The organism is Mucilaginibacter sp. GW821-FHT07G05 (assembly GCF_059418565.1).
In genome coordinates this window covers 305,767-330,616 of record NZ_JBWKQC010000004.1, presented here as the reverse complement: position 1 = coordinate 330,616, position 24,850 = coordinate 305,767, and the positions used below count along the sequence as shown (strand labels likewise).

The following is a 24,850-nucleotide window of genomic DNA, read 5'->3' as shown; positions in this document are numbered from 1 at the left end:
TTTATCTTTACCGCATATTAATTCCCTTTCGTATGAAAATCAATTTCTTAAAAAAGATGGTACTGGCTATTGCCGTACTTTATATTCCCGCGCAAAGCATGGCATGGGGTACATTGGGTCACCGCATCAGCGGGCAAATAGCCGATAGCTACCTTAACCCTAAAGCCCGCAAAGCCATACAGGCCATATTAGGTACCGAAACCCTTGCTATTACCAGCAACTGGGCCGATTTTATAAAATCAAACCCGGCTTACGATTATCTTTACAACTGGCACTTTGTTGATTTTGATAAGGATTATACCCCTGTTGAAATGCAGGCATTTTTAAAAACAGACACCACAACAAACGCCTACACCAAACTGCAATTTTTAACCGCCGAGCTTAAAAAGAAAAATCTCGCCGCGCCTAAAAAACTGCTTTACCTGCGCATGCTCATCCACATTACCGAGGATATTCACCAACCCTTCCATGCAGGGCATGCTACCGATAAAGGTGGTAACGATGTTAAACTTACCTGGTTTAAGGCGCCAACCAACCTGCATTCGGTTTGGGATACAAAACTGATAGATTTTCAGCAGTTAAGCTATACCGAATATACTTCCATGATTAACCACACCACCGCCGCGCAACGCGCAGCATGGCAAAAATCACCGTTAAGCCAATGGATCTATGAGTCGCATCACCTGGCAGAAAAGCTGTATAGCGAAGTTAAAGCCGATGATGACCTTGGTTATAAATACAACTATAATAATATAGATATTGTAAACCAGCAACTGCTTAAAGGCGGCGTACGCCTGGCAGGCTTGCTTAATGAGATATTTGGGTAATACCTTGGTTTTAAGGGTTGGAATGTTTTAAGGTTGTAAGGTTACCAAGCAAAAAACTTTACAACATTAAAACATTCCAACCTTACAACATTAAAACTCTCCAACATTAAACATCCCACATGAAGATACTAATGGTTTGCCTGGGTAATATTTGCCGGTCGCCGCTGGCGGAGGGGATTATGCAGCACCTGGTAAAAGAAGAAGGTTTAGACTGGACCATTGATTCGGCCGGGACAGGCAGCTGGCACGTGGGCGAAGGACCCGACAGGCGTTCTACCCGCGCAGCGCTTAACCGTGGGGTGGATATCAGCAAACAGGTTTGCCGCCAGTTTAAAACCGGAGATTTCGATAATTTCGACCTGATACTGGTGATGGACCGCAACAACCTGAGCGATGTGATAGCCAAAGCCCGCAACGCCAATGATATTGAAAAGGTACGGTTACTATTAACCGACAAAGAAGTACCCGATCCTTATTACGACGATAATCAGTTCGCCCCGGTTTACGATTTAATAGAGAATGGCTGTAGGAATGTGATCAGGGAATTAAAGCGTTAATACTATATAAAACTTGTCATTTCGAACGAGGTACGAGGAGAAATCTTCTGCTTCAAACAAGTAGCAGATCAGAAGGGCGAAGAAGATCTCTCACTGCGTTTCGAGATGACAGATATTCAATAAATAAAAAAGCCACTTGTGAAATTCTCACAAGCGGCTTTTCTTATATTATCACAATTAAATCTGATCCTTACGATCCTAAATATGGCTTAATGGCTTTCTCCGCCTCTTCCTTGTTTTTTGCTGACGACCATTTTTCTTTTACTGATTGATCGCCAAGTTCAAACAACTGTTCGAATAGCAGCTTTTTATTCACCTTTGAGGTAAGTTTTATCGAGGCATTCTTAGCGAAGGTATCGGCCCATACTTTACGAACATCGGCCCAATAGCCTTTTTGTTCGGCCCACCAGCCTTTGGCGAAAGCAAATTTAGCTTCGTCGGCCTTAGTAAATTCTTCATAGCCTTTTTCCTGTGCCAGCAGTTTATCGCCGCTTTCCGAGCGGATGATCTTCTTATTATCCTGCTCAAACATCCAGCCTTCCGGCGTTAGGTAAACACGGTTACCACGACGCAGTACATTATAATCGCTGCGTTTGGTAAACTCGCGACGCGGCAGCGGCGAGTCGGTTTCGCTTTGCCATTGGTGGCGGCCATCCACATGCACCCAGGTGCCTATGCTCTCGTAACGCGGACTATCATCTACCTGGAATACCTTTTGTACCCAGCGGCCTTTTACTTCGGCAGGCTTTAAGGTTACTTTGGTCCAGCGGTTTTCTTTATCAAAGGCCAGCATGGTTGGTTGTTCGTACTCCCAATCCTCGCGCCAGTGCTTAATAACCATACTATCGGCAACTACCAAAAGGTGCTGTATCACTATTCTTTTCGGCGAGTCTTCTTCAATTACCGCCCACTCGTAACCCCAGGAGTTGTAACGTGGGTGGAATTTATAAGCAGTATCTGGCGCAAAAGTTTCGGCATAATTAAAGGTCACCTTGTAAAAGCCCGCAAAGGCCTTTATAGCCTGCCTGTCCTGTTCCAATTTTGATTGTGCTGAAGCGCCAACCGCGGCAACACAAACCAGCAGCAGTACGATGTATAGTTTTTTCATTTGTTATTTAGAATAATTCCACACAAAGAAAGCAAGAAAAAACAACTATTCAAACCCCGGCAAATAACAGGCAGATCAACAAGCAGTTAATACATCAACTAAGCCCACCTTACAGGCTGCTTTTTTTAAGCTTTCCGCTTTCTCCTTTTACCTTTCCGCTTTCACCTCAACAAAATACCTATCCGCCCATTTCTTTATCAGCGCTACGCGGCCTTTAATGAAGCCGGTGGTGAAAAATATGCTCGACCAGTCGTCGAAATTTTCATAATGAAAACCGAAATAGAACACCCAAAACGCGAAGCCGAGATAAGGCACCGCAGCCAATTCTTCATTTGATAATGGCCTTACCATACGGTAGGCGGCCACAAATACGGCGAACTGTTCATCGGCTTTTTCTTGTGTTAGCTTGCCATTCATTACCTCTAAAAATAAATGGATATAGAACGAGGCGATATCATTAGCCAACAATCCGTATCCGGCAAAGTCGAAATCGAAAAAGGTGACATTTGCGGCATCGGTAAAGTGAAAGTTTTTGGGCAGAAAATCGTAATGGCAATAGCCTGTGCTGAATTGGCTAAGATCAAACGCTTCAATATGCGCCGCTACTTTTGCCGAAGCCGACGATAAGTACGCGTACTCATCCTGAAGCTCCTTAAACGCGGGCACTATGGTCGCTATCGGTTCACGAAGCATGGTTTCAACAGTGTAGGGCTTTCGGGGATATTTCAGCTTTATTGATGAGGAGATATTATGTACAGCGGCCATTTCACGGCCTATAGTTTCGAGATGTTCATCGGTAAGGTCAGCCACCACTTTACCCTCGGCATAGGCAAACATTACGCCGTAGCGGGTACCTTCAATGGCGTTAAATTCCTGTATTTGCTGCCCCGAAAGATCTGTTAGCGGATACGCAACCTTTGCGCCGCCTTCTTTTAAAGCATTAAGTAACTCTACTTCCGCCTTTATTTCATCGTGCTTACGGTGGGCATCACGATATATCTTGAAAATATACCTGCCGTTCGCATCTTCCAGTAAATAGGTATCACTCACATTACGCATCAACAAGCGGCAGGTGCTACCTGTTAAGCCATACCTCTCCTGCAAACGCACATTTAAAGCAGATGATGATAAAGTAGAGTATTGAGCAGGGAAGATCATGATGTTTTTGTTGGAAGGTTGGAATGTTTGAAAGTTGTAAGGTTGCCCTAATGTTGAAAGGTTTAAAGGTTTGAATGTTGTAACGTTGCCCCAAAGATAAAAAAGTTGGAACACTGCGAAGCGAAACACAACATTTCAACTTTGCAACATTCCAACCTTTAAACGGTTATCAGAACATTTCAACCTTACAACATTCCAACTTTAAAACAGGTTAACCCCGCTTATTTCACTTTCACCATCACTACACCGTGCGGTGGCAGGGTGTTGCTGAAGGTGCTTGTTACGGCAGTTAAGTCTTTTTGGCGCCAAAGATCGCGCACCTTTTTAGGAAGGCTTAACTTAATGTCGCTCCATTTAACCGAGGCTTTAGTGTAGGTAGTTTTCATGTTGAAGATACCTATCGCTTTGCTGCCATCGGCCAGTTCTTTTACGTATACCTGGAAATCGTCATTAGCTAATACCCTGTGCGCTTGTTTGCCCAGCACATCCTGGTTAACAGCGATCACTTCATCATTGGTAAGCAGGCTCAACGTAAATTCATCCAACTGGCTAATGTCGCAACCGATCAGCAAGGGCGAAGCTTGCAGGCTCCACAAGCTGATGTGGGTATATTGCTCGTTAGGTGTAAGGCGGGTATTACGCAGGTTTCCGCTCCAGCCTACTTTACCTACTATCAGCATATCCGGGTCGTTCCAGCGGCCGGGTTTAGGGTAGTCGGCAATTTTGTATTGGCTAAAGCCGATATCGTGCAGGCTCTCCCAAGTATCGGTAATATCACCGGTAGTACGCCAGCTATTGGCATCAACCTTGTCGCCCCATTTCCAAACATCTTTCATACCGTACTGGCACAAGCTATAGTAAATATCACGTGGTTGGGCACGCAGGGCCTGCTCCATTACACGGTAAGGTTTCACAAAGGTTTCCAGCGAAGTATCGCTGCCCGCTACTGATGAATAAGAACACCAGTCGTGCTTTAAATAATCCACACCCCATTTGGCATAGCTTTCGGCATCCTGTAACTCGTGTTTGTACGAGCCTAAATAACCGCCGCAGGTAAGGTCGCCCGGCGATGAATAGATCCCGAACTTTAAACCGTGACTGTGAAGCCAGTCGCCAAGCGCTTTCAGATCAGGAAATTTTTCGTTAGTGCCGATGGTTCCGTCGTCATTACGTTTTGCTGATTCCCATCCGTCATCAATGTTGATGTACGTCCAGCCGTGATCGATAAGGCCTTTATCAATTAAGGCTTGCGCCGATGCCTTCACTTTATCGGTAGTGACAGAAAGGCCCCAGCAGTTCCAGCTGTTCCAGCCCATAGCCGGGGTTAGCGCTAATAAACTGCCCACTTTAATGGTAAGCGTGCGTTGTGCTTTGCCTAACTTATTGGTAACGGTAAGTTTTACCGGGTAATCGCCCGCTTTGCTTACCGCGCCTGTGATAATACCGGTTGCTTTATCAATAGTTAAGCCTTCGGGTAATTGAGCGGCTGAGTATTGAATTGGTTTTTGGCCTGTTGCCGCAACTTTGTACAGGAACGGCGAATTTGGCCTTACCCCGGTTACTTCTGCACCGTTTATGCGTGGTGTAAGCGGTGCTTTAGGAGTAAGTATGTATGGAATTTCTTCGCGCTGTTCTATTTTTTTACCCGTTGTTTTTTCGGTGAAAACATAGTTAAGGTACGCGCCTTCTTTGTTGGCTTCTTTTACCTTGAATACCTTTTTTTCGTGCGCGGCAAGGGTAAAGGTATAAGGCGTTTGCTTTAACACTTTATCAGGACCGTCTTTTAGCTGAACGCTCAACGAACCGCTTAAGGCTACGCTATTGTTGTTCTCTAAAATAATGTCTTTGGTGGCGAAAGCGCCGGCAAAACTGAAGCCTTTGCTTGTATTTACAACTACGCCGTCAATATAATCGCGCATGGCAAGGTATGGCTTTTCGCTGTACATACCGCCATCGCCGCCGCCATCATACACCTTTACGGCAATAACGTTCTCTTTATCCCAGTTTACGGGTACTTTATTGAGGGCGAAGGTGTATTTTCTTTCGGCGCCAAACATGCCGTTATAGCCTTGCGGATCTTCAATTGTAGTGCCGGTTTTACCTATTTTAACGCCGTTAAAGTAGGCCTCGTCAGAGTCGTCGATACGGGCAAGGTATACGGTAAGTGAATCTTTTAAAGCTGATTTTTCTTTTAACGACGAAGGGATAACCACATGGAAACGGTACCAGGCAAAGCCGGTATAATCGTAGCCTTGTTTTTCCCAAAGGATGGTTGGGTCGATGGTTTTCCACGAAGCGTCGTTAAATTTCGGATCGCTCCATTCATCCTGGTTTCCGGTACTGAATTTGGGCTTGCTTAAATAAAGCTTTTGCTGGGCTTGGGCGGTAAAACCGCACGCAGCAATACAGAGGATTGATAAAAGTTTACGCATTGGTTGGCAATTGATTGCCGCAAACTACATAAAAAAAATCAAGCTTTGCAAGCCTTCTAAATAAAAACTGTTAACCAAACAGTTCTACCAATCTTTCGAGTGCCATACCGCGCGATCCTTTAATTAAAATGGTCGAATCTTTTATCGGTTTTGCCTGCAATGCCATTATCACATCTTCTACCGTTTTATAAAAACCCTCGTACCCTTGTGGTGCCTGACCGTAAAAATCGGGGCCGATAAAAATGCGTTCATCTACCGGGGTATCCATCGCTTTATCAATAACGGCTTTGTGCTCGGCAGCGGCTTCATCACCCATTTCAAACATGTCGCCGAGTATTAATACTTTGCGGTCGGCAGTAATTTTGCCAATATTATCAATAGCCACAAACATGCTGCTTGGGTTGGCATTGTAATAATCGCAGATAAGAGTATTGGTGCCGGTTTGTACTATTTGCGAGCGGTTGTTTTTAGGCTGATATTCGGCAATGCCCTTATTAATTTCATCTGCCGAAAGGCCCAAGTAAGTACCGATGCTGATGGCCGCCAAAATATTATCAAGGTTATACACACCTGTTAACTGCGACTTTACCGTGTAGTTTTCAGCAGCATCATCCTTAGTCCACTCCAAAGTAAGGTGCGGTGAGTTTTCGATCAGCTTACCGGTGATGATATTGCCTTCTCCCTGTGTGCCGTAGTACACCACATTTTCAAAGGAACGTGCGCCTGCCATTGTTAGCAGCGTGCTATCATCATGATTAATAAACACCGTACGCAGTTCTCGCTCTACTCCCGGATGGATGGCCAGGTAATCGTATAATTCGCCTTTTGCTTTTTTAACACCCTCTATACCGCCAAAGCCTTCGAGATGCGCCTTACCTACATTGGTAATAAGGCCAAGTGTTGGTTGCGCTATACTGCTCAGCAACTCTATTTCGAGCTGATGGTTGGCCCCCATTTCTATTACTGCAGCTTCGTGAGTACTGTTAATAGTAAGTATGGTAAGCGGTACGCCAATATGGTTGTTTAAATTGCCTTGCGTAGCCTGTGTGTTAAAATGCTGGGATAATACAGCATTAATGAGTTCTTTAGTGGTGGTTTTACCATTGGTACCCGTAAGGCCAACCACGGGAATATTTAATTGCTTACGATGGTATCGTGCCAGATCCTGCAAGGCTTCCAGTACATCATCTACTAAAATATATTGTTCACTTATTTTATAGGCCGCGTTATCAATTACCGCGTAAGCCGCTCCGGATGCAATGGCCTGTTCCGCGAATTTATTGGCATCAAACTTATCTCCCTTCAGGGCAAAAAACATACTGTCGGGTGCTATTCTGCGGGTATCGGTACTAATTACAGGGTGTTGCAAAAATAGCTGGTATAGTTGTTCGATGATCATAAGCAATGGTATTTTGTAAGCTTGTTTACCCGGCTAAAGGGTTCGCGCTTTTGTATTATAAACAAAGTTAAAATTTATTGTTCCCGGTTCAGCCAGCTTATTACAGCTTTTATTTCGCCGTAGCTGTAATCGTCGCCTAAAACTTCCTTTAGCGGGGCCAGACGTTCTTGTCCGTAACTTTCAATGGCATCTTTTATAGCCGGGATCTTGCTCTCAACCACTATTTCGGATACGTTCATCTCGCCCGACTGCACAAAAAAGGCCAGGTGCCCTTCTACCGTTACAGGTGACAAGCCCCTGTCTTTGGCTATCTCGGGTATAGTTTTACCGGCACGATACAAGTTCAGGCTTTCCTTTTTGGTATCGTTCACCTTTTCGCTGCGTGGTTTTGCCTTGCGCTCGCGCTTAGCTGATTTTTGGCTGATGCGTGACGATAGCTGTATTTCGTCGCAATAGCTTTTTACAGGCTTTAAAAACTCGCGCCCGTACCTTGCCAGCTTAATATCGCCAAAGCCGGAGATCAATCTTAGTTCATCCAGGCTTTGTGGCAGGTAAGTGGCTATCTCCAATAAGGTAGCATCTGATAACACCACGTAAGGCGGCACGTTTTCCAGTTCGGCAATGCCGCGGCGTACGTCTTTTAACTTATTGAGCAGATCGGCCTCAAAATATGGTGTTTCGGTAATTTGCTCTTCAATGATTTGCGCTTCGGTGAGTTCTACCTTTTGCAGGCCCTTAAGCACAGCCTCGCTTTTGGCGGTCAGCTTTATCACCGGGTAGGCATCATCCGTTACCTGCAAATAGCCAAAGGCAATGAGTTCGCGCAGGTAACGCTGCCATTGTACCTTGCTTACATCGACACCAATGCCGTAGGTTTTTAATTGTTTATGTTCCTCGCGGATCTTTTCGCTTTTTGAGCCGCGCAGAAAATCGACCACGTAAGTACTGCCAAAACGCTGCCCCAAACGGGTTACGGCCGAAAGTGCTTTTTGAGCGATGAGCGTACCATCGAACTTTTTAAACTCGCTCAAACATATATCGCACGATCCGCAATGATCGCCGGCCGGCTCATCAAAGTAATTAAGCAAGAACTTACGGCGACAGGTGTGCAGCTCGCTGTAGCTCACCATGTCGTTCAGCTTTTCGAGCATGATGCGACTTTGCTCTTCATTGTTCTCCAGCGCCACAAAGCTTTTCAGCTTAACGGCATCGCCCGGCGAATAATACAGCATCGCATCCGACGGCAAACCATCCCTGCCCGCCCTGCCGGTTTCCTGATAGTAGCCCTCTATATTTTTAGGCAGATCGATATGGACCACATACCTCACGTTCGATTTGTTGATGCCCATACCAAAAGCGATGGTAGCCACCATAATCTTCACTTCGTCGCGCAAAAACGCTTCCTGGTTTTTGGCCTTAAGGGCGGTATCTAACCCGGCATGGTACGCGCTTGCGGAGAAACCCTCATCCCGAAGATCGGCGGCTAATGCCTCCGTTGATTTACGCGAGAGGCAATAGATAATACCCGAATCTTCTTTTCTATCCTGCAAGAAAGCCAGCAGCTGGTTAAAGCTTTTGTTTTTGGGCATTACCCGGTACGTGATATTGGCCCGGTTAAACGAGGCCACGTACACCGCAGGCTGGTGCAGGTTCAGTTTTTCGAGGATATCCTTTTGGGTGAGCTTGTCGGCCGTGGCGGTAAGTGCGATCACCGGTATTTGGGGGAAGTGCACTTTCAACCCGGCGAGCATCAGGTATTCTGGGCGAAAATCGTGCCCCCAGTGTGAAATACAGTGCGCCTCATCAATGGCGATCTGTACCACGGGCAGCGATTTCAGAAAGTCGACCAGTTTGTTTTCCGAGCCGAACAAACGTTCCGGGGCAAGATATAAAAGCCTGATCTGGTTATCTCTCAATTTTTGTACTATCACCCGCTGCTCATCGGGGCTTTGTGCCGAATTGATAAAGGCCGCCGGAATGCCCGCCACGTTCAGGCTATCTACCTGGTCTTTCATCAGCGCTATAAGCGGCGAAATAACAATGGTTAAGCCATTAAGCAACACCGCGGGCAATTGGTAACATAATGATTTACCGCCGCCCGTTGGCATCAGCGCCATTACATCGCGACCGTTTAGTACCTGCTGTATAATAGCCTCCTGCTCGTGCCTGAACTCACTGTATCCAAAATATTTTTGCAGGGCCTGTAATGGGGTCATAGTAGCGGTTAAGTATTGTTTTATTCGTTGATAAGACCTTGCGCCAGCGCGGTTTCAACCTGCTTTTTCAAAGCCCGGTTCTTCCACGCGGTAATCAGCAGCAATTGCAGATCGGCCGGGTTTACGGTGGCTAAGTTAACCAGCATATAGTTGTAATTAACATAATGGTCGGTTATAAAAAATGTTTCGGGGTCGGCCTGCATCCATTTGTCGCGCTCTTCGGTATACATTACCCACGAAAGCCCGTCCTCTTTAAGCCTGCTAAATATTTTTTTATTGGCGTAAAACGCGGGGGTATCAAAACATATTTTTTCGGTTACACCGGGCAGGGGCATAACTATGCTACGCACAAACTGAAGGCTTAAAAAGGCATTATCATTAGGCGCGTTCATGTGGCTAAGTTACAAAACGGTGCAGCTATAAAAAAGAAAAACCCGGCAAACTAATACCGGGTTTTTCAGAAAACTATTCAATACACTCAATGCATTATTGCACCTGGAACATATTGTTAAACGCGGTACCATCAGGATAGTAACCTTTTATTACCAGGTGACCATTGCGCAGGTTAGTGATCGCTTTATCAATATCGGCAATGCTGTTTATGGGCTGCCTGTTGATATTGGTGATGATAGAACCTTCAGGAATTTCGGTATCGTCAAATAAACGACCCGGACGAACCTGTGTTACAATTACGCCGCTGCTTACACGGTATTTAGCTTTTTGCGCGTTAGTAAGCGGCTGAAAGCTTGCACCTAAACGGTTAAACAACTCCTCGGCCGATTTTGATACGGCTGCTGTTTTCGGCGCAGGAATATCACCTTTTAAAGTAACGTTAAAATCTTTCTCCGCATCATCTCGCAGTACGGTGATCTTCAATTTATCGCCCGGAGTCAGGCGGCCTACACGTTCCTGCAAGTCTGACGACTCATAAACCGGTACACCTTCTACCTTGGTAATAATATCGCCTTTTTTAATACCTGCCGCGGCAGCGCCACCGCCGTCAACAATGTCGCTAACGTATAAGCCGGTAGTCCTGCTGATGTTCAGTTCTTTCGCCTTATCCGGATCAAGATCTGTAAAGCTGATACCCACATAGGCACGTTTTACCGACCCATATTTTTGAATATCGTTCAATACTTTTTTAGCAAGGTTGATAGGGATGGCAAAGCCATAACCTTCGTACGAACCGGTGTGCGAAGCGATAGCCGAGTTAACACCGATCAGTTCGCCTTTGGTATTTACCAACGCGCCGCCGCTATTGCCCGGGTTAATGGCCGCGTCTGTTTGGATGAACGACTCGATAGCCTTATTCAGCCTTGGCTTTTGCGACATTTGCGTACGGCCAAACGGATTTTCATCCTCGTCGTTATTCTCGCTGCCGATGATACCGATGTTACGGCCTTTAGCGCTTACTATACCCGCTGTTACGGTTGAAGTAAGGTTAAAGGGGTTACCTACTGCAAGTACCCACTCGCCTACTTTCACCTCATCAGAGTTACCCAACTTTACGATAGGCAGGTCTGTTGCCGAAATTTTGATCAGGGCGAGGTCGGTATTAGGGTCAGTACCTACTACCTTAGCTTCAAACCGGCGGTGATCATTCGTGTTAACGGTGATCTTGTCGGCCTTTTCAACTACGTGGTTGTTGGTAACGATGTAACCATCCGGAGAGATGATAACACCCGAGCCCGAAGCCTGCTGCACTCCCTGCGGGCGCTGACGCTGACCCAGCATATCGCCAAACATTTCTTCGAGCGGATTACGGCCACCACCCTGATTTGATGAATAACTTGTGCGTATATAAACCACCACGGGCGTTACCGCGCCCGCCGCTTGTGTAAAATCAACCGCGCCGGCAGATGATACCGTTGCAGGGTTGTTTGTAAAATAAACTTTCTGGCGATCCTCAAAGGACATATTATCAGCGCTCTTTTTCTCGAACACTTTGTATGTGCCTAACGCCATTGCACCGCCTACAAACGCGGTTAATAATGTTAAACCAACTTTTTTCATATCAATTATTCTTTCTTTTTTTAGGGTTAAAACCTTTAGTTCAAATATAATACCATATAGACGATATGATACCCCGTATGTTATTGCCTATTTTGTTAAAAAATGTTAAACTTAATTAACAGGTAAATGACAGATATATTTATACTTATTGGTAATATTAAACGCTGAATATTATTTTAAAATATAGTGAAAGTACATTTCTATAAATACCAGGGTGCCGGTAACGATTTTATACTGATCGATAACCGCGAAAACATTGTAAATCATAACGATCCGCAGCTGTTGGAGCGCCTTTGCGACCGCCGTTTCGGTGTTGGGGGCGATGGTATCATGTTCCTGCAAAAAAAGGAAGGTTTTGATTTTGAAATGGTATACTATAATGCCGACGGGCAGCCAAGCAGCATGTGCGGCAACGGCGGCAGGTGCATTGTAGCCTTCGCTAAGTTTTTAGGGGTGATAGACAGCGAAACGGAATTTTTGGCGGTCGATGGCCCGCATTATGCCAAAATTACAGCAAGCGGCGATTGGGTGAGCCTGCAAATGATAGATGTGAACACCATCACCAGCGATGCCGATGCCTATGTATTAAATACCGGCTCGCCGCACTACGTGCAATTAACCGACGGGTTGAAAGATAAAGACGTATACCACGAAGGATCAGCCATACGCAATAACGATACTTACCGTGCCGAGGGCATCAACATTAACTTTGTGGAACCCAAGGATGAGGGCTACTTTGTACGCACCTTTGAACGCGGCGTTGAGGATGAAACCTTTGCCTGCGGAACAGGTGTTACCGCAGTCGCGCTGGCCATGGCCAAACACAAAAACCAAACCGGGCACATCACCACCCCCATCAAGGTTTTAGGCGGCGACCTCAACATCCGCTTTAATTACGACGGCGAACTGTTTACCGATATATTTTTAGAAGGCCCCGCCGTACAGGTATTTGAGGGCGATATCGAGATAGCGTAAAATAAGTGGGTGGCAATGCGGGATTTCCTCCCCTGGGACATAGTCTTCAACTTAAGGGTTTAAGCAAACCGCATAGTTAACTCACCCGGTCTACGCTTCGCTGGACCTGCCCTCTCTGCGCAAGCGCAAAGAGGGCTAAAAAAAACAAAATCCCCTCTTTCCGCTTGCGGAGAGAGGGGTGACGAGCGAAGCAAAGTTGGGGTGAGTCGATATTCTGCTATAATATTTACGCTCTCAAGTAAATATTTCATTGATCAATATTTAAGTTGACGGCTATGCTCCCCAAGGAGGGAATTAAAAATACTGTTTAAAACCGGTCACCTCGTCCTGTACTCTTCAGAATCTTCTCGCCGTAACAATGGGGTATACTACCTCCCGAATTTTAACTGTTACTTCTTCTAACAATATTTTTAGCTTTATCTTGTTAAACCAATATGAGAACCAAATTAATAACCCTTATTACATTTCTAAGCATATCGGCGCAAACCATAGCGCAGGACGCAGCGAGTATTTGCAAGCAGATAGACCAGCTGAATACCGACGTGTTGAACAATACTATCAGTAAGAAAGCAGCAGCAGCACAATTCGCCCCGCTTATATTAAAGCTTAAGGCAACGCCAACAATTGCCGTAAAACATAGCTCATGGGTTTTCCCGCTGCAAGGCTATGGACCCAGCGCGATTGGCGGCTATAAGGGCAGTGGGTATTCGGCCAAAGGGTATAGTTATTTTGATGGCAACAAACATTCGGCACACCCGGCACACGATATTTTTATAAAGGATAAGAACCAGGACGGCATCGACGACAATACCCGCCAACCCGTTAATGTACTCGCGGTTGATGACGGCATCGTGATCGCGTGCAGCAATGTGTGGTTGCCAGAGGGTACTTTGCGTGGCGGAAAGTATATTTGGGTGTATCATCCGCAGCAAAACATCATCAGCTATTATGCCCACAATAACGCCATATTTGTTAAACCTGGCGATGTGGTTAAACAAGGGCAAAAGATAGCCGAAGTTGGTCGAACCGGGTTAAACGCTTATAAAAAACGTTCGCCTACACATCTGCATTTCTCCGCGTTCGGGCTTACCAATAAGTTCCCTGAGCCTATTAACCCATATCAGCAACTCATCAGCAGTAAACGATCATGAAAACCATCCTTGCCTTAATCACACTACTTTATTTACCGCTTGCTAACAACACCATTGCCGATAGGTTTAAAGCACCGCAAGGCTATGCGATAGCGAAAACAGAAAGCGGCTCTTTTGCGCACTGGCTGCAAACTTTAACACTGAAACCGGCAGGCACACCGGCCAAAACTTACAAGGGCGACATTGCCCGTACCGATGCGTACACCGCTGCCATAGTCGATATGAGCATTGGCAGCCGGGACCTGCAACAATGCGCTGACGCGGTGATTCGCCTGCGGGCCGAATACCTGTACAGTAAACAAAACCATAAAGGCATTAGCTTTAACTTTACCAGCGGTTTTAAGTGCGATTGGGTACACTATGCCGATGGCTACCGTTACGCGAACGAACGCTGGATACTAAAAGGCAAAAAAGATTACGGACACGATAACTTTTTACGCTACCTCACACTGGTATTCTCCTATGCCGGAACGTTATCGTTAGATAAAGAATTAAAAACGGTCGGCAATGCCGATCAGCTGCAAGTTGGAGATGTATTTATAAAGGGCGGCTCGCCGGGGCATTGTTTCATCGTGCTTAATGTAACAACCAACAGCCAGAACAAAAAGGTATTCCTGCTTGCACAGAGTTTTATGCCCGCGCAAAACATACAGGTGTTACAAGATCAGCATGGACCATGGTTCAGTCTTGATAAACAGGCTAATATCCCTTATGGGGAATTGGTGGATAAAAAGTACCTGAAGCGGTTTTGATCTCTTCATAAAATTGGGGCACAACTTATATTTTGAACATCTTGGGTTATTTAAAATTATATAAACATGACTAACAGCAGAATAAAACTAATACAGGGCGACATTACCAAACAAACGGTTGATGCTATAGTTAACGCGGCAAATAAGTCTTTACTTGGTGGGGGCGGCGTGGATGGCGCCATCCATCGCGCAGGTGGTAAAGCCATTTTAGATGACTGTATAAAAATACGCGACCGCCAAGGCGGCTGCAAAACCGGCGAAGCGGTAATTACCACAGGCGGTAATCTCCCTGCTAAATATGTGATACACACCGTTGGTCCGGTTTGGAATAGCAGCAGTGCCGCAAAAGCAGAACAGCAGCTGGCCAACGCCTATCGAAACAGCCTGCGGCTTGCGGTGGAAAACAATGTTAAAACGATAGCCTTCCCTAATATCAGTACCGGGATATACCACTTCCCGAAGGATAAAGCCGCCGAAATTGCTATTACCACCGTAAAGGATTTTTTAGCGGAGAACGATAGTATTGAGCAAGTGATATTTATTTGCTTTGACGATGAGAATTATGGATTGTATAAAGGACTGATTTAAGCTGAATTGGCTTTTGTCAATTGCGAGGTATGAAGCAAGCCCTACTTAGGTTAGGCTTGTGCAGTAATTAACGCCAGTCTGCTCTTGGCCGCTTAGTCTATTACTTTTGAGCCCAAAAGTAATAGACTAAGCAAAGCGATCTCATGAGCACCTATAACAAACAAACAGCGAATAACGGCTTGTCAAGCCAAAGGCTTCTTTGCCGCACAAGGCCATCCCCTGCAAAACGTGTAGAACTTGGGGCTGGAACTTTTGCCCTAAAGCTCATTTCTACCCCCATGCAACAAGTTTCTATGCCCGCCTTGCGGCTCATGGCTTCCGCAGTTCTGCCTGCTTTCGCCCAAAGCTGTTTGCTAACGGATAGCGCGCCCCTTCTCCACCCGAAACTGAAACCTCGAACCCCAAACCTCACAACTTACAACACACAACTTACAACTCCCTCTCCAGCGCCTTTAAAAATTTCTCCGGCGCTTCAATATGCGGAATATGTTTTACACCTTCAAAGGCGATCAGTTTTGCGTTCGGGATCTTCTTTGCGGTTTCGGGGGCCAATATTTTGTATTGGCCATGTTTGGCCTGTTCTGCCGGTGAAAGCAGACCCTTGCCTACAATGGTATTATCCTCTAAACCGATAAAAAGCACCGTCGGCACCTTTATCATTCCGAACTCGTAGCAAACGGGTTGCTCGTAAATCATTTCATAGGTTAATGCTGCCACTTTCGCGTACCGCGGAAAATCGGCACTTTTGCTTACGTTGGCGCCTATCTTAACAAGGTAATCGTACTCAGGTTTCCACTGGGTAAAGTAGGAGTTTTGGTAGTACTTCTTTACGCTTTCGGGCGTGGTTTTCAATTCTGTTTTGTACTGCTCTTCGGCACTCAGGTAAGGTACAAAGGCGTGGTAATCTTCCAGGCCGATAGGGTTTTCCAGTAATAGTTTTTCTACCGTTTCGGGATACATCAGCGTAAAGCGTGTGGCCAGCATGCCGCCCATTGAATGTCCCATAATATAGGTCTTTTTTATACCGAGCGTATCCAGCAGTTGTTTGTTTAACCGCGCCAGCTTATGAAAGCTGTAGTGGATGAACGCTTTTGACGATTTACCGAAACCCAGCTGATCGGGCACTATCACACGGTAGCCTTTGGCGGTAAACGCCTTGATCTCGTTAGTCCAGTAATAGCCGCCGAAGTTTTTGCCATGAAACAGCATTACCGTTTTACCGTTGGCATTGGCCGGTGCAATATCCATATAGGCCATCCGCAGATCCTGCCCATGGGTGTTTACCGGCATAAACTTTACCGGGTACGGGTATTGAACATTATCCAGCGTAATGGAGATGGTATCGGGCTGCGCGAACGCGGCAAATCTGATCAGCAGGAACAGGATCAGCAGGGCGGGTTTTCTGTACATAATAATTATACACAATAGCTTTAAAAATGTTTACAAACAAAAAAGCATCATTCCTTTTTACAGGAAATGATGCTGCTAACAGGGGTATTTTATATTAGCTTTATTTTATAGAGAACGGCAAGTAAACACCGAACGTAATATTACGCCCCGGGTTGTAAATACCAAAGGTTGGATCCTCTGTGCTGATGCGACCGGCTTTCAGTCGGCTCAAAGCATCGTAGTATTTTTTATCGAGCAGGTTATTACCTGATACATATAGTTTCAGTGGCTGTTTGCCCAGGTTAACTGTAGTACCCACGCCCGCGTTTAACAGGGTATAGCCCGATGTAGCGGTTTCAAAGGTGCTATCGAAACGGCCTTGTTTAAAGAAGTTATCGATACCCACATAAATGAACGATTGTTTTAAGCCCCTGATTGTAGGCTCAAAACGCAGGGTATTCCTCAGCGAACCTGCCGGGATAAATGCCAGCGGCCTGTTAAGCGTAGTATTTTGCGCGTGTACATAGCCAAATACGTTCTCGAAATGGATAAAGCTCACCGGGTGTAGGGTAAGGCTACCTTCAAAGCCATATAAGTTGGCGTTTACCTGTCCGTAATGGTAAACATCATAGCTGCTGGTGCTACCGTCGGCTGCGGTTTCTTCCCTTATATCGCCGGGCGTGTGGCTTGAGTAAATAAAATTATGGATGTAGTTATTGTAGATGCTCGCGCTCGCGCTTAAAAATTTATCATCATACTCCAGGGTAGCGTCGGCCTGGTAGCTTCTCTCCGGCGACAGGTTGCTATTACCTATTTCATAACGGAAGGTGCCTTCATGTACACCATTTGAAGCCAGTTCGGCAGGGTTTGGCGCACGGAAGGCCGAACCTGCATTGGCTTTAAAGTTCAGTTTATCGTTAAACTCGTGGGTATAACCCAGCGCGCCGCTCACGTTCGAAAACTTGTTGGTAAACGCACCGAATTTCTGTTCGCCATCTTCCAACAGTTCTTTACCAGTGTTTTTGCGGTAATCATAACGTACACCAATGTTAAAGGTGTTTTTACCCCATGCCTTTTTAGCGTAGGCAAAAGCGCCAATGCCATAGGTATCATAATCGGGTATTAAAAACTCGGCTCCTTTATTTACACTATGGCCAATTTCGGTGCTTGCACCAAATACGGGCTGCCAGCCATTGCTTTCGGGCAGGTAATATTTCGCATCGCCCGAGTAAGTATTCAGGTCGAAGAACAATGATGGATCAAGACTGTCCTCCAGTTCGCGGCGCTGATTTTTCTGGTAGCCAAAATTCAATTTCAGGTGACCGCTGCCTACTATAATATTGTTATCCCAGTTGATCTTGTAATGGCGGATGTCCTGCCTCGGGAATAATAGTTTACGGTTTTTGTAATCGGCATCGGTAAATGCATCGCCATCTTCCTTTAAAAAGTTATAGCCACTTCCCGGTTCCGGATCAAAAAAGCCGATGTTGTTTTTATAGTACGAGAAGTTGATATGCGAGTAACCCCAGTTTTTGTTAAGGCCCAGCATACCGCTCAGGTTAGTTTCGTTAAAGCCCGAGTTAGGGAAATATCCCGCTGGGGTTTTAAATGAATACGCGTTTTTATATGATCCGCGGCCGCGCCATACAAAACCATTTTCATTACCGGTTAGCATTAATGATGAACCTGTTAAACCGTTATTGGTAGAATAGTTGGTTAAAAACTCACCACGAATTTGTCCGTCGGCCGGGGTTAAAGGCTCCAGCAAGTTAATTACACCGCCCAAAGCGTCTGATCCGTATAGTAACGAAGCCGCGCCGCGTAGTACCTCTACCCGGTCGGCGCCATATTGGTCAACCTCCACGCCGTGCTCGTCGCCCCATTGCTGGCCTTGTTGCTTAATACCATCGTTAAGGGTAACTACACGGTTATAGCTTAAACCGCGTATTACGGGTTTAGAAATGCCTTGGCCTGTAGTAATTTGCGATACGCCCGGTACCTGTTTGGCCAAAGCGTCAATCAGGTTTGTTGCGGGTCTTAGTAATTCCTCGCGGTTAAGCGCGCTTACCGATGTGCTGTTCTGACGGTTATTGCCGCTGATAGGCGTGCCGGTAATTACTACTTCACGGGCTTCAATAACTGATGCCTGAAGTTTAAAAATCAAATCGGTTCCGCCAGCCAGATCGATCACCTGCGTAAGCGTTTTAAAGCCTACATACTGTATCTGTATTAAAAACTTGCCTCTGTTGGGTATGGCTTTGAAAGAAAACTCACCATCAACATTGGTTTGGGTTGATATTTTAAGATCGGGAATGGTAATGGTTGCGCCCGGTAATGGTTGATTATTGCCATCAACTACGCGGCCTTTTAAATTGATATTATCAGCGAACGCGATGCTTTGTACCAATAGTAAAAGCATGCCTATAAATAGCTTAAGTTTCATTAAAGTGTTTTAAGGGGATTTCAAGAAAATAATTGCCGCCGCGTAAAAAGCAGCAGCGTTAGTTGCATAATGGGTTATGCAACCGGGGGAGAAAGCCCGTCGGACTGGATAAGCGCGAAACTTAAAAAATCAAAATCGCCGGTATGGTATACATAAGGGGCAGCGGTTAAGTGTACAGCATAATTGTGATGTACCACATCCATACTGGTATGGTGCATGGCATCACATATCTGACACTTTTCTGTAAAGATCTGCTGGTGCTGATTTTTTGCCGTATTGATCTTATCGGCCTGTTTAATGAGGTGGTGCTGGTGCGTATACACTATTAGCTGGCCCGCTATAAAGCAGATCAGTAATATTGCTGAGGTGATAATCTTTTTAGAATTACGTTTCAAGACCAGTAATGTAACTAAGTTGCAAAGATAATTAATAAAATATTCAAAGTATCATTTAACGGTAACAATGTTGTTAAGCGTATCTTTGCCCACAAATGAAACCAGCAGAAGTAAATAAGAGATGGGAGGAGTTACAGCAACGCATTGCCGATGATTTTGACAATGAGAAGCCTGATTTAAAGGTGATGCTGTTTTTAATAGGCGTGCAGGAACTCGGGCAAGGCCCTCGTAAATTCAGCAAGCGTCAAAAGGAGGAGTTGATGCATATTGCCAATTGTAAATTGTTCAGCAAAATGGGCTTTTATGAGCTGGAGGGGCTTGATCAGGATGGCTGGCCGCATTGGAAAGCGGTTAAACCCATCCCTAATTATACCCTGCTTGAGCAGGAAATGCTCATTAAATCGTTAATGGTTGATTATTTTGATGAGATTGATAATCCGCAGGAATAGTATTTTAGGGCATGAAAAAACTGACTACCATCGCGCTGCTGCTCATATCGGTTTGCGCTTTTGCCAAACCTCCTAAAAACCAGTATGTGCGCATTAAAACCAGTTATGGCCAGTGCATCATCAGGCTATATAACGAAACCCCGCTGCACCGCGATAACTTTATAAAGCTGGCTAAGCAAGGCACGCTTAACGGTACGCTTTTTCACAGGGTGATAAAAGACTTTATGATACAGGGAGGCGATCCGGACTCGAAAAATGCCAAACCCGGTGCCGAGCTTGGCGAAGGATCGGTAGGTTATACAGTCCCGGCAGAGTTCAGAGATAGCATCTTTCATAAAAAGGGCGTACTTGCAGCCGCGAGGGACGATAACCCCGACAAGGCTTCCAGCGGATCGCAGTTTTACATTGCAGAGGGCAAACGATTTACTGATGAAACGCTCGATAAAGTACAGGAAACCCGCCTGAAAGGCCGCAAGATTCCGCTAAGTCAGCGCGAATATTACAAAGCTGTGGGCGGTATCCCTCACCTTGATATGGGTTATACTGTATTTGGCGAAGTGGTTACAGGTATAGAAATGGTTGACCTCATCGCTGTGGTAAAAACCGATGGCAACGATCGCCCGCTGGCTGATGTGCCGATGACGGTTGAATTGCTTAGTAAAGGTGAATGTAAACAGTTGGATAAATTGCTGGGTTTAGAGAGGAAGTAAGTTTAAACTATTATAAGCATCCGTTAAACATATAGCGAAAAAACAAATGAAAAATTATATTCCAAAAGCTAAGGATGATACAAAATACGCCAAGTATCTAAAGGTACTTCCGCTTGAAATGATATTAACGGACGTTCCTGAACTTTTAATCTGGTTGCAAGATTTGCATTGGGATGCCTCTCAAGAAATTGTCGCGTATTTCAGGCCTTATGTAAATGAAATAAAACATGAACTTATCAAAATCTTAAACGATAATGATACAGAGTGGAAGCAAGGCGTTATGACTGTAATTGCCCTGTCAACGAATAAGCTTGATGCTGAACTAATAGCTGTGTTAAAACGTATTGGAGACTATCCTACAAAAGGAGATCTGGAACAAGAACTTGATGAGCAGGCAAAAGAGATAATTGCTAAGGATCTTCTCTAACTCCCTTTAGCTTGTCGAAGGCTGCGTGCATAGGCCTTTGCCCGACGTGCTCACCATGACAACCCAACAAGTTTTTTAAGACTTACGAAGTTTTTAAAAACTTCGTAAGTCTACTATCAAGCGGAATTATATAACTGGCAAGTAGCAGGCAGGCATTGTGAAGAAGATCTCTCAGTGCGTTTCGAGATGACAGTGAAATAAACAGCTCCATTCTTATTTTTGATTTAATACTTCGATATTCGGCGTTCAAAATCAGTGTTCGATACTCATATACATGAAGATAATTACCTATAACGTTAACGGCATACGCTCGGCCATGAGCAAAAACTGGCTCGAATGGCTACAGGCTACCAATGCCGATGTGGTTTGCTTGCAGGAAATAAAGGCTACGCCGGATGTGCTTACCGACCTCTTATTGGTTGAGGAGCTTGGCTACCAGCATTACTGGTTCCCGGCAGAAAAGAAAGGCTATAGCGGCACCGCGATATTTACCAAACGAATCCCTAACCACATTGAATACGGCTGCGGCATTGCCGATTTCGACCGTGAAGGCCGCAATATCCGTGTTGATTTTGATGAGGTATCGGTAATGAGCGTTTACTTCCCATCAGGCTCAAGCGGTGAGGAACGCCAGGATTTTAAGTTCCGTTTCCTGGATGAGTTTGGCGCTTACCTGGCCGAACTGAAAACCCGCTTCCCCAAACTGGTAGTATGCGGCGATTATAATATTTGCCACCGCGCTATCGACATCCACAACCCTAAATCAAATGCCAATTCATCCGGTTTTTTACCCGCCGAGCGCGATTGGATGGAGAACTTTATTAATTCGGGCTTTATAGATACTTTTCGCCATGTAAACCCCGAGCCGCATAACTATACATGGTGGAGTTTCCGCGCAAACGCGAGGGCTAAAAACTTAGGCTGGCGTATTGATTATACCATGGCCACATCGCCCTTAGAACCACACATTAAACGTGCGGCTATATTACCCGAAGCAAGGCATTCGGATCATTGCCCGGTTTTGTTGGAGTTGGAATTTTAAGGCGTTCCTGTGTCATTTCGAAACGGAGTGAGAAATCTTCTTCGCCATACCTGTCTGCGATTTGCTTGATGAAGAAGATTTCTCCTCGTACCTCGTTCGAAATGACAATCTCTTTAGATTAATTTATCGGCTTCAATATCCTGTTCCAGCGAATTTTTTTCAATGGTGTTTGGGTGCTGTCGATGCTCAACCAAGTGATCATCGCTTTACCAACCACGTGATCTTCGGGTACGAAACCCCAATAGCGAGAGTCGGATGAATTGTGGCGGTTGTCGCCCATCATCCAGTAGTAATCCATTTTAAAGGTATAGCTGCCGGTCTTTTTATTGTTAATATAGTAGTCCTTGCCTTCCTGCCTTACGGTGTTGTGTTCGTAGCGCTCAATGGCCTGTTTGTATAGCGCCATTGTCGAATCGTTCAGTTTTACTGTCCAATCTTTTTTAGGTATGGTAAGCGGACCGTAATTATCCTGATTCCAGTTAAATAATGAGCTTTGTGGGTACACACTTAAATCCTGCGCGCCTTTAGGTTCAATTACCGGACTTATAGAAGCCACGCCTGTACAAGCCTTAAATTCTTTATAGCTATCCGCCGGGATGATCATTATATAATCGGCATCTCCGGCCTGCCCTGTTACTTCAATATGCATATCGGTTAACAGTTTAGGGTTAATACCGTTGCTGTTCACTATAACATGGTAAGATGTTTGTGCCTGCGGCGCGTTAGGCATTATTTTGCCGTTGATATATACCTGCGCGTCTTTTATCTCCACCACATCGCCGGCTATGCCCTGGCAGCGTTTTATGTAGTGGGTGTGCATATCTACAGGGTCGTTATCGTGTGTTGGCGGGTAGTTGAATACCACAATATCGCCTGCTTTAACTTTAGATAAGCCCGGCAAACGGAAGTAAGGCAGCTTTACGCCATCCCAAAAAGTTTTAAAACCACCCACATGCGATTCCAGGAAAGGAATGGATACAGGTGTCATCGGCATACGCGGACCGTAAGATAATTTGCTCACAAAAAGATAATCGCCGGTTAGCTCCGTACCTTCCATTGATGCGGAAGGAATGGCATAAGCCGAGAAAAGCAGCCCCCTTATAACAGTGGATACCACCACTGCAAACACAATGGCATCAAGCCATTCGCGGGCTTTTGTTTTCTTTTTTTTAGGGGTTTCCGTCTTTTTGCGGGATAGGATATTGGTCCATTTCATAGCCATAACTTACAGGATTTAGTATAACTATCTGGTTGGATTGCAATTGAGCGTATTTGTTACAACCTTGTTAATAAAATTAACAAAAAATGTTAACCCATAAAAAAAGCGCCCTTGTGCAGGGCGCTCTTGTATATGTTTCTTTAAAAAACTTATGCTTTCACACGCTCAACATAAGCGCCGGTAGCAGTATCTACCTTTACTTTATCGCCAATGTTGATGAACAACGGAACGCGGATTTCGGCACCGGTTTCAACCGTGGCAGATTTTAGCGCGTTGGTTGAGGTATCGCCTTTTACAGCAGGTTCGGTGTAAGTAACTTCCAACTCGGCCGATGCAGGCAGTTGCCCCATAATAGGCTCTTCGCTTTCAAAAGCTATAATTACGTTGATACCCTCCTTTAAAAACTTTACCGACGGACCAAACAATGCCTTCGGAATATTATGCTGATCGTAAGTTTCGTTATCCATTACCACTAACGAATCGCCATCTTCATATAAATACTGGTAGTTATTAGTTTCAACACGCGCAATGGTTACTTCTTCATCCGTACGGAAACGGTATTCAACCAATTTGCCCGATTTAACGTTACGCATACGGGCCTGGTAAAAGGCACGCAGGTTGCCGGGGGTACGGTGCAAAAACTCTTCTACCTGCAACAACTCCCCGTTGAAGCGTAGTATATTACCATTCTTTACTTCAGATGCTTTAGCCATAAAAACTTAATATTGAGGCGCAAAATTAGCCACTTACACGGAAAGATGCAAATTAGTTGTAGGTTGTGTGTTGTAAGTTGTGTGGCTTGCGTGGAGCATAAATTGGTAAATTAAAAACTCTTTTCTCACAACTTACAACACACAACCCACAACTCTACTTATAATCAACAATATTCAAAGTGTGTTTACAAAAATCGTACTCGTGCTGCTGGTTCGAGCAGATGATGGTGAGGCGGCCGGCGGCGAATTGTTGCACAAGGCCGAGGTACCAATCTACGCCCTGGGTATCCAGGTTGGAAGTTGGCTCATCAAGCATCAGCATTGGGGTATCAGAGCAAAAAGCGAGCGCCAGTTTCAAGCGCTGTTTCATGCCCGATGAAAAATAGCGTACAGGTTTGTTTTTACTGGCAGCCATGTTCAGCAGATCTACCACCGCGTTTTTATCTATCCCAGTTTTGTAGGCCTTAAACTGAAAGTGAAAATCGATCACTTCGGTCAGCGTAAAATCTTCAATAAGTTCTAAATACGGGGCGGCAAGGCTCAGGTGGTTAAATACCTTTTCTACCTCCAGCGGTTTATCGCCATAAAAATAGTTCAGCTTACCTGAAGATGGTGCAAGGCTGCCGTTAAGTACCTGTAAAAGCGTGGATTTGCCCGAGCCGTTAGGTCCCAATATCGCATAGCTTTCACCCGCAGTAAAGGTATGATCAACCCCTTTAAATATCCAGTCGCGGTTAAAGCGGCGGCCAATGTTTTCGAGGGTGATCTTCATTTCGTCGGAACCGGAATTTTTACAATTAAAGAATTTACTTAAAAAACTTCGTCATTGCGAGGTACGAAGCAATCTCTTGGCTACGCAGACCGGCTCTTTATGTTCGCGATTGCTT

General features: G+C 45.3%; 23 protein-coding genes. 10 read left to right on the top strand and 13 right to left on the bottom strand.

From position 1 onward, the window contains the following. The first annotated feature begins 32 nt into the window (after positions 1 to 32). Together AC07NA_RS12830 and AC07NA_RS12825 are read left to right on the top strand one after the other, a co-directional pair. Positions 33 to 827, top strand: a complete 795-nt coding sequence (locus AC07NA_RS12830; protein WP_494897945.1) for a S1/P1 nuclease — start codon at positions 33 to 35, stop codon at positions 825 to 827. 119 nt (positions 828 to 946) lie between these two features. Further along, positions 947 to 1,384 carry a low molecular weight protein-tyrosine-phosphatase gene (locus AC07NA_RS12825; protein WP_494897944.1) on the top strand — a complete coding sequence of 146 codons (438 nt, stop codon included), beginning with the start codon at positions 947 to 949 and terminating at the stop codon, positions 1,382 to 1,384. 190 nt (positions 1,385 to 1,574) lie between these two features. Here AC07NA_RS12825 and AC07NA_RS12820 read toward each other — a convergent pair whose 3' ends face one another. From AC07NA_RS12820 to AC07NA_RS12790, 7 genes are all read right to left on the bottom strand, one after another. Further along, positions 1,575 to 2,492: a DUF6607 family protein gene (locus AC07NA_RS12820; protein WP_494897943.1), complete on the bottom strand. Its 918-nt coding sequence runs from the start codon at positions 2,490 to 2,492 to the stop codon at positions 1,575 to 1,577. A 147-nt stretch (positions 2,493 to 2,639) separates the two neighbouring features. Next, positions 2,640 to 3,650, bottom strand: coding sequence for a phosphotransferase enzyme family protein (locus AC07NA_RS12815; protein ID WP_494897942.1), 1,011 nt, complete (start codon positions 3,648 to 3,650; stop codon positions 2,640 to 2,642). Between the two features lie 221 nt (positions 3,651 to 3,871). After that, complete coding sequence (locus AC07NA_RS12810) at positions 3,872 to 6,082, bottom strand: putative Ig domain-containing protein (protein ID WP_494897941.1); 2,211 nt, start codon at positions 6,080 to 6,082, stop codon at positions 3,872 to 3,874. 70 nt (positions 6,083 to 6,152) lie between these two features. Then, positions 6,153 to 7,481, bottom strand: coding sequence for a UDP-N-acetylmuramoyl-tripeptide--D-alanyl-D-alanine ligase (locus tag AC07NA_RS12805; RefSeq protein ID WP_494897940.1), 1,329 nt, complete (start codon positions 7,479 to 7,481; stop codon positions 6,153 to 6,155). A gap of 74 nt (positions 7,482 to 7,555) precedes the next feature. Beyond that, complete coding sequence (recQ, locus tag AC07NA_RS12800) at positions 7,556 to 9,697, bottom strand: DNA helicase RecQ (RefSeq protein WP_494897939.1); 2,142 nt, start codon at positions 9,695 to 9,697, stop codon at positions 7,556 to 7,558. Positions 9,698 to 9,717: 20 nt separating this feature from the next. Next, entirely contained in the window at positions 9,718 to 10,089 is a 372-nt protein-coding gene (locus AC07NA_RS12795; RefSeq protein ID WP_494897938.1) for an MmcQ/YjbR family DNA-binding protein, read from the bottom strand. Between the two features lie 94 nt (positions 10,090 to 10,183). Continuing rightward, positions 10,184 to 11,710, bottom strand: coding sequence for a Do family serine endopeptidase (locus AC07NA_RS12790; RefSeq protein WP_494897937.1), 1,527 nt, complete (start codon positions 11,708 to 11,710; stop codon positions 10,184 to 10,186). A 186-nt stretch (positions 11,711 to 11,896) separates the two neighbouring features. Between AC07NA_RS12790 and dapF the strand changes: the two genes are divergently transcribed. The 4 genes from dapF (at position 11,897) to AC07NA_RS12770 (ending at position 15,176) form a co-directional block, all read left to right on the top strand. Further along, positions 11,897 to 12,685, top strand: coding sequence for a diaminopimelate epimerase (dapF, locus tag AC07NA_RS12785; protein WP_494897936.1), 789 nt, complete (start codon positions 11,897 to 11,899; stop codon positions 12,683 to 12,685). 434 nt (positions 12,686 to 13,119) lie between these two features. After that, on the top strand, positions 13,120 to 13,836 hold the full coding sequence (locus AC07NA_RS12780; protein ID WP_494897935.1) for a peptidoglycan DD-metalloendopeptidase family protein: 717 nt from the start codon (positions 13,120 to 13,122) through the stop codon (positions 13,834 to 13,836). After that, positions 13,833 to 14,588, top strand: coding sequence for a DUF4846 domain-containing protein (locus AC07NA_RS12775; RefSeq protein ID WP_494897934.1), 756 nt, complete (start codon positions 13,833 to 13,835; stop codon positions 14,586 to 14,588). The genes AC07NA_RS12780 and AC07NA_RS12775 overlap by 4 nt, the downstream gene beginning before the upstream one ends. Positions 14,589 to 14,654: 66 nt before the next feature. Next, a complete protein-coding gene (locus tag AC07NA_RS12770; RefSeq protein WP_494897933.1) occupies positions 14,655 to 15,176 on the top strand; it encodes an O-acetyl-ADP-ribose deacetylase in 522 nt (173 codons plus the stop codon). Between the two features lie 429 nt (positions 15,177 to 15,605). On the opposite strand, the gene AC07NA_RS12765 is transcribed toward AC07NA_RS12770, so the two are convergent. From AC07NA_RS12765 to AC07NA_RS12755, 3 genes are all read right to left on the bottom strand, one after another. Next, positions 15,606 to 16,586: an alpha/beta fold hydrolase gene (locus AC07NA_RS12765; protein ID WP_494897932.1), complete on the bottom strand. Its 981-nt coding sequence runs from the start codon at positions 16,584 to 16,586 to the stop codon at positions 15,606 to 15,608. A gap of 100 nt (positions 16,587 to 16,686) precedes the next feature. Next, entirely contained in the window at positions 16,687 to 19,008 is a 2,322-nt protein-coding gene (locus tag AC07NA_RS12760; protein ID WP_494897931.1) for a TonB-dependent receptor, read from the bottom strand. A 74-nt stretch (positions 19,009 to 19,082) separates the two neighbouring features. Continuing rightward, positions 19,083 to 19,403: a hypothetical protein gene (locus tag AC07NA_RS12755; RefSeq protein WP_494897929.1), complete on the bottom strand. Its 321-nt coding sequence runs from the start codon at positions 19,401 to 19,403 to the stop codon at positions 19,083 to 19,085. A 95-nt stretch (positions 19,404 to 19,498) separates the two neighbouring features. On the opposite strand from AC07NA_RS12755, the gene AC07NA_RS12750 reads away from it, so the two are divergent. From AC07NA_RS12750 to AC07NA_RS12735, 4 genes are all read left to right on the top strand, one after another. Then, on the top strand, positions 19,499 to 19,852 hold the full coding sequence (locus AC07NA_RS12750; protein WP_345213626.1) for a hypothetical protein: 354 nt from the start codon (positions 19,499 to 19,501) through the stop codon (positions 19,850 to 19,852). An 11-nt stretch (positions 19,853 to 19,863) separates the two neighbouring features. Next, on the top strand, positions 19,864 to 20,562 hold the full coding sequence (locus AC07NA_RS12745) for a peptidylprolyl isomerase (RefSeq protein WP_494897928.1): 699 nt from the start codon (positions 19,864 to 19,866) through the stop codon (positions 20,560 to 20,562). A 46-nt stretch (positions 20,563 to 20,608) separates the two neighbouring features. Then, positions 20,609 to 20,989, top strand: coding sequence for a DUF5071 domain-containing protein (locus AC07NA_RS12740; RefSeq protein WP_494897927.1), 381 nt, complete (start codon positions 20,609 to 20,611; stop codon positions 20,987 to 20,989). Positions 20,990 to 21,263: 274 nt separating this feature from the next. After that, positions 21,264 to 22,031, top strand: coding sequence for an exodeoxyribonuclease III (locus tag AC07NA_RS12735; RefSeq protein WP_494897926.1), 768 nt, complete (start codon positions 21,264 to 21,266; stop codon positions 22,029 to 22,031). 118 nt (positions 22,032 to 22,149) lie between these two features. On the opposite strand, the gene lepB is transcribed toward AC07NA_RS12735, so the two are convergent. From lepB to AC07NA_RS12720, 3 genes are all read right to left on the bottom strand, one after another. Next, positions 22,150 to 23,253, bottom strand: a complete 1,104-nt coding sequence (gene lepB / locus AC07NA_RS12730) for a signal peptidase I (RefSeq protein ID WP_494897925.1) — start codon at positions 23,251 to 23,253, stop codon at positions 22,150 to 22,152. 146 nt (positions 23,254 to 23,399) lie between these two features. After that, complete coding sequence (gene efp / locus AC07NA_RS12725; RefSeq protein ID WP_494897924.1) at positions 23,400 to 23,963, bottom strand: elongation factor P; 564 nt, start codon at positions 23,961 to 23,963, stop codon at positions 23,400 to 23,402. 154 nt (positions 23,964 to 24,117) lie between these two features. Further along, on the bottom strand, positions 24,118 to 24,735 hold the full coding sequence (locus AC07NA_RS12720; RefSeq protein ID WP_494897923.1) for an ABC transporter ATP-binding protein: 618 nt from the start codon (positions 24,733 to 24,735) through the stop codon (positions 24,118 to 24,120). Positions 24,736 to 24,850: the final 115 nt, after the last annotated feature.

What these genes read in the sequence shown, in the direction of transcription:
- AC07NA_RS12830 (WP_494897945.1), top strand. Translation starts at nt 33, where the DNA reads ATGAAAATCAATTTCTTAAAAAAGATGGTACTGGCTATTGCCGTACTT.
- AC07NA_RS12825 (WP_494897944.1), top strand. Translation starts at nt 947, where the DNA reads ATGAAGATACTAATGGTTTGCCTGGGTAATATTTGCCGGTCGCCGCTG.
- AC07NA_RS12820 (WP_494897943.1), bottom strand. Translation starts at nt 2,492, where the DNA reads ATGAAAAAACTATACATCGTACTGCTGCTGGTTTGTGTTGCCGCGGTT.
- AC07NA_RS12815 (WP_494897942.1), bottom strand. Translation starts at nt 3,650, where the DNA reads ATGATCTTCCCTGCTCAATACTCTACTTTATCATCATCTGCTTTAAAT.
- AC07NA_RS12810 (WP_494897941.1), bottom strand. Translation starts at nt 6,082, where the DNA reads ATGCGTAAACTTTTATCAATCCTCTGTATTGCTGCGTGCGGTTTTACC.
- AC07NA_RS12805 (WP_494897940.1), bottom strand. Translation starts at nt 7,481, where the DNA reads ATGATCATCGAACAACTATACCAGCTATTTTTGCAACACCCTGTAATT.
- recQ (WP_494897939.1), bottom strand. Translation starts at nt 9,697, where the DNA reads ATGACCCCATTACAGGCCCTGCAAAAATATTTTGGATACAGTGAGTTC.
- AC07NA_RS12795 (WP_494897938.1), bottom strand. Translation starts at nt 10,089, where the DNA reads ATGAACGCGCCTAATGATAATGCCTTTTTAAGCCTTCAGTTTGTGCGT.
- AC07NA_RS12790 (WP_494897937.1), bottom strand. Translation starts at nt 11,710, where the DNA reads ATGAAAAAAGTTGGTTTAACATTATTAACCGCGTTTGTAGGCGGTGCA.
- AC07NA_RS12780 (WP_494897935.1), top strand. Translation starts at nt 13,120, where the DNA reads ATGAGAACCAAATTAATAACCCTTATTACATTTCTAAGCATATCGGCG.
- AC07NA_RS12775 (WP_494897934.1), top strand. Translation starts at nt 13,833, where the DNA reads ATGAAAACCATCCTTGCCTTAATCACACTACTTTATTTACCGCTTGCT.
- AC07NA_RS12770 (WP_494897933.1), top strand. Translation starts at nt 14,655, where the DNA reads ATGACTAACAGCAGAATAAAACTAATACAGGGCGACATTACCAAACAA.
- AC07NA_RS12765 (WP_494897932.1), bottom strand. Translation starts at nt 16,586, where the DNA reads ATGTACAGAAAACCCGCCCTGCTGATCCTGTTCCTGCTGATCAGATTT.
- AC07NA_RS12760 (WP_494897931.1), bottom strand. Translation starts at nt 19,008, where the DNA reads ATGAAACTTAAGCTATTTATAGGCATGCTTTTACTATTGGTACAAAGC.
- AC07NA_RS12750 (WP_345213626.1), top strand. Translation starts at nt 19,499, where the DNA reads ATGAAACCAGCAGAAGTAAATAAGAGATGGGAGGAGTTACAGCAACGC.
- AC07NA_RS12745 (WP_494897928.1), top strand. Translation starts at nt 19,864, where the DNA reads ATGAAAAAACTGACTACCATCGCGCTGCTGCTCATATCGGTTTGCGCT.
- AC07NA_RS12740 (WP_494897927.1), top strand. Translation starts at nt 20,609, where the DNA reads ATGAAAAATTATATTCCAAAAGCTAAGGATGATACAAAATACGCCAAG.
- AC07NA_RS12735 (WP_494897926.1), top strand. Translation starts at nt 21,264, where the DNA reads ATGAAGATAATTACCTATAACGTTAACGGCATACGCTCGGCCATGAGC.
- lepB (WP_494897925.1), bottom strand. Translation starts at nt 23,253, where the DNA reads ATGGCTATGAAATGGACCAATATCCTATCCCGCAAAAAGACGGAAACC.
- efp (WP_494897924.1), bottom strand. Translation starts at nt 23,963, where the DNA reads ATGGCTAAAGCATCTGAAGTAAAGAATGGTAATATACTACGCTTCAAC.
- AC07NA_RS12720 (WP_494897923.1), bottom strand. Translation starts at nt 24,735, where the DNA reads ATGAAGATCACCCTCGAAAACATTGGCCGCCGCTTTAACCGCGACTGG.